Source organism: Rhodococcus phenolicus, from assembly GCF_001646785.1.
Lineage (GTDB): Bacteria > Actinomycetota > Actinomycetes > Mycobacteriales > Mycobacteriaceae > Rhodococcus > Rhodococcus phenolicus.
This window is the reverse complement of sequence record NZ_LRRH01000181.1, coordinates 1-1,285: the sequence shown is the minus strand read 5'-3', so window position 1 is coordinate 1,285 and position 1,285 is coordinate 1. Positions and strand designations below refer to the sequence as shown.

4 protein-coding genes are annotated in these 1,285 nt (G+C 67.2%); 1 reads left to right on the top strand and 3 read right to left on the bottom strand.

The features are described from left to right. On the top strand, nt 1-254 hold a 254-nt coding region (locus A8G15_RS28635), incomplete at its 5' end, for a hypothetical protein (protein WP_211270265.1). A gap of 65 nt (nt 255-319) precedes the next feature. Here the strand turns inward: A8G15_RS28635 and A8G15_RS28630 are convergent. The 3 genes from A8G15_RS28630 to A8G15_RS28625 form a co-directional block, all read right to left on the bottom strand. Continuing rightward, entirely contained in the window at nt 320-520 is a 201-nt protein-coding gene (locus tag A8G15_RS28630; RefSeq protein ID WP_068166590.1) for a ferredoxin, read from the bottom strand. A gap of 1 nt (nt 521) precedes the next feature. Next, nucleotides 522-617 (bottom strand): cytochrome P450, encoded by a 96-nt coding sequence (locus tag A8G15_RS32145; protein ID WP_245688053.1) that lies wholly within the window; start codon nt 615-617, stop codon nt 522-524. Beyond that, nucleotides 614-1,285: cytochrome P450 (locus A8G15_RS28625; RefSeq protein ID WP_211270263.1), on the bottom strand; the 672-nt coding region annotated here is incomplete at its 5' end. The genes A8G15_RS32145 and A8G15_RS28625, both read right to left, overlap by 4 nt.

Sequence of the window (1,285 nt, the reverse complement as noted above, 5' to 3'; positions counted from 1 at the left end):
TCTTCCGAGCCGCCCGCGCGGCCGACGACTCCGACAAGCGGCACTTCCTGTGCCAGCCCGACGTGCGGTCCACCGGCCACGGCCGGGTCGCGCTGGACTGCTACTTCTCCTACATCGCACGCGGCACCGACTCGGCGCTGGGCTGGGGCACCTACGCGGCGGTGTGCCGCGTCGAACCCGGTGTCGCCGCGTTCGACTCGCTGCGCATCGCCGTCCACCACGGCACCGACCTCGGACGCGGCTGGCGGCGCTGAATCCGGAAGCGCCGGTGCGGGAGCGGTCGAACATCCGCCCCCGCACCGATGCCTGTGTCGGAGACTCAGGATTGCGTGAAGGTGATCGCGTATTCGGGGCACGCCCCGGCTGCGTCCTGCGCCTGCCCGGTCAGCTCCGCCGGGACATCGAGATCCTGCCCGGCCTCGGCGACGAAGCCCTGCTCGTCGTCGGACAGCAGATCCGGCGCGACCGCGTAACAGCGGCCGTGGCCCATGCACTTTCCTTGCGCGATAGACAGTGTCATCTCAGACATCCCATTCCAGTTCGAGGTCCTTGAGGGTCAGCTGCGAGCCCCTCTCGATCAGCTCGGCACCTTCCTTGATCCGGTAGTGCGGGATCACCTTGTGCCATTCCTCGAGCACCACCGCGAGTTCGAGGCGGGCCAGGTGCATGCCGAGGCAGCGGTGCGGTCCGGCGGGTCCGCGTCGTTGCGGGCGAGGTGCGCGAAGATGTATCCGAGCGCCGAGCGTGTCGTGTCGAGACCGGCGAGCATGATCGACAGGCAGGTGGTGAGAATCGTGTCGTTCGACAGCGGTTCGCCGTCGAGCTCGGCCTGAACGAGCCGAGTGACCATGTCCTCCGCGGGATCACGCGGATTCGCCCGGCGCTCGTCGACCGCCTCCTGGAAGTACGCGAGGATCTTCGCCTTCGGTACCGCGGCACCGTCCAGATCTCCCTGGAGCATGCATCCGAACATCTCTTCGGTCCAGGGCAGGAAGAAGTCGCCGTCCTCGACCGGCAACCCCATGAGGATCAGGAACAGATCCGTCGGGTAGCGGATCGCGAACTCGGCGACGAAGTTGCAGTGACCCTGCGGCGCGAGTTCCTCGAGCAGTTCGACGCAGCGCGAGTGAGCGAGATCCTCCATGCGGCGCACCGCCGCCGGCGAGAAGAACGGATTGAGGATGCGGCGGAACTTCTGGTGCTCCTCACCGTTGAGATCCTGCGGAAGCAGCTCGACCGTGCTACCGGGGAACAGCGCGGTACGGACCGAAGTCGTCCAGTTGGT

Coding starts and splice junctions, on each gene's coding strand:
- A8G15_RS28630 (WP_068166590.1), bottom strand. CDS start 520: ATGACACTGTCTATCGCGCAAGGAAAGTGCATGGGCCACGGCCGCTGT.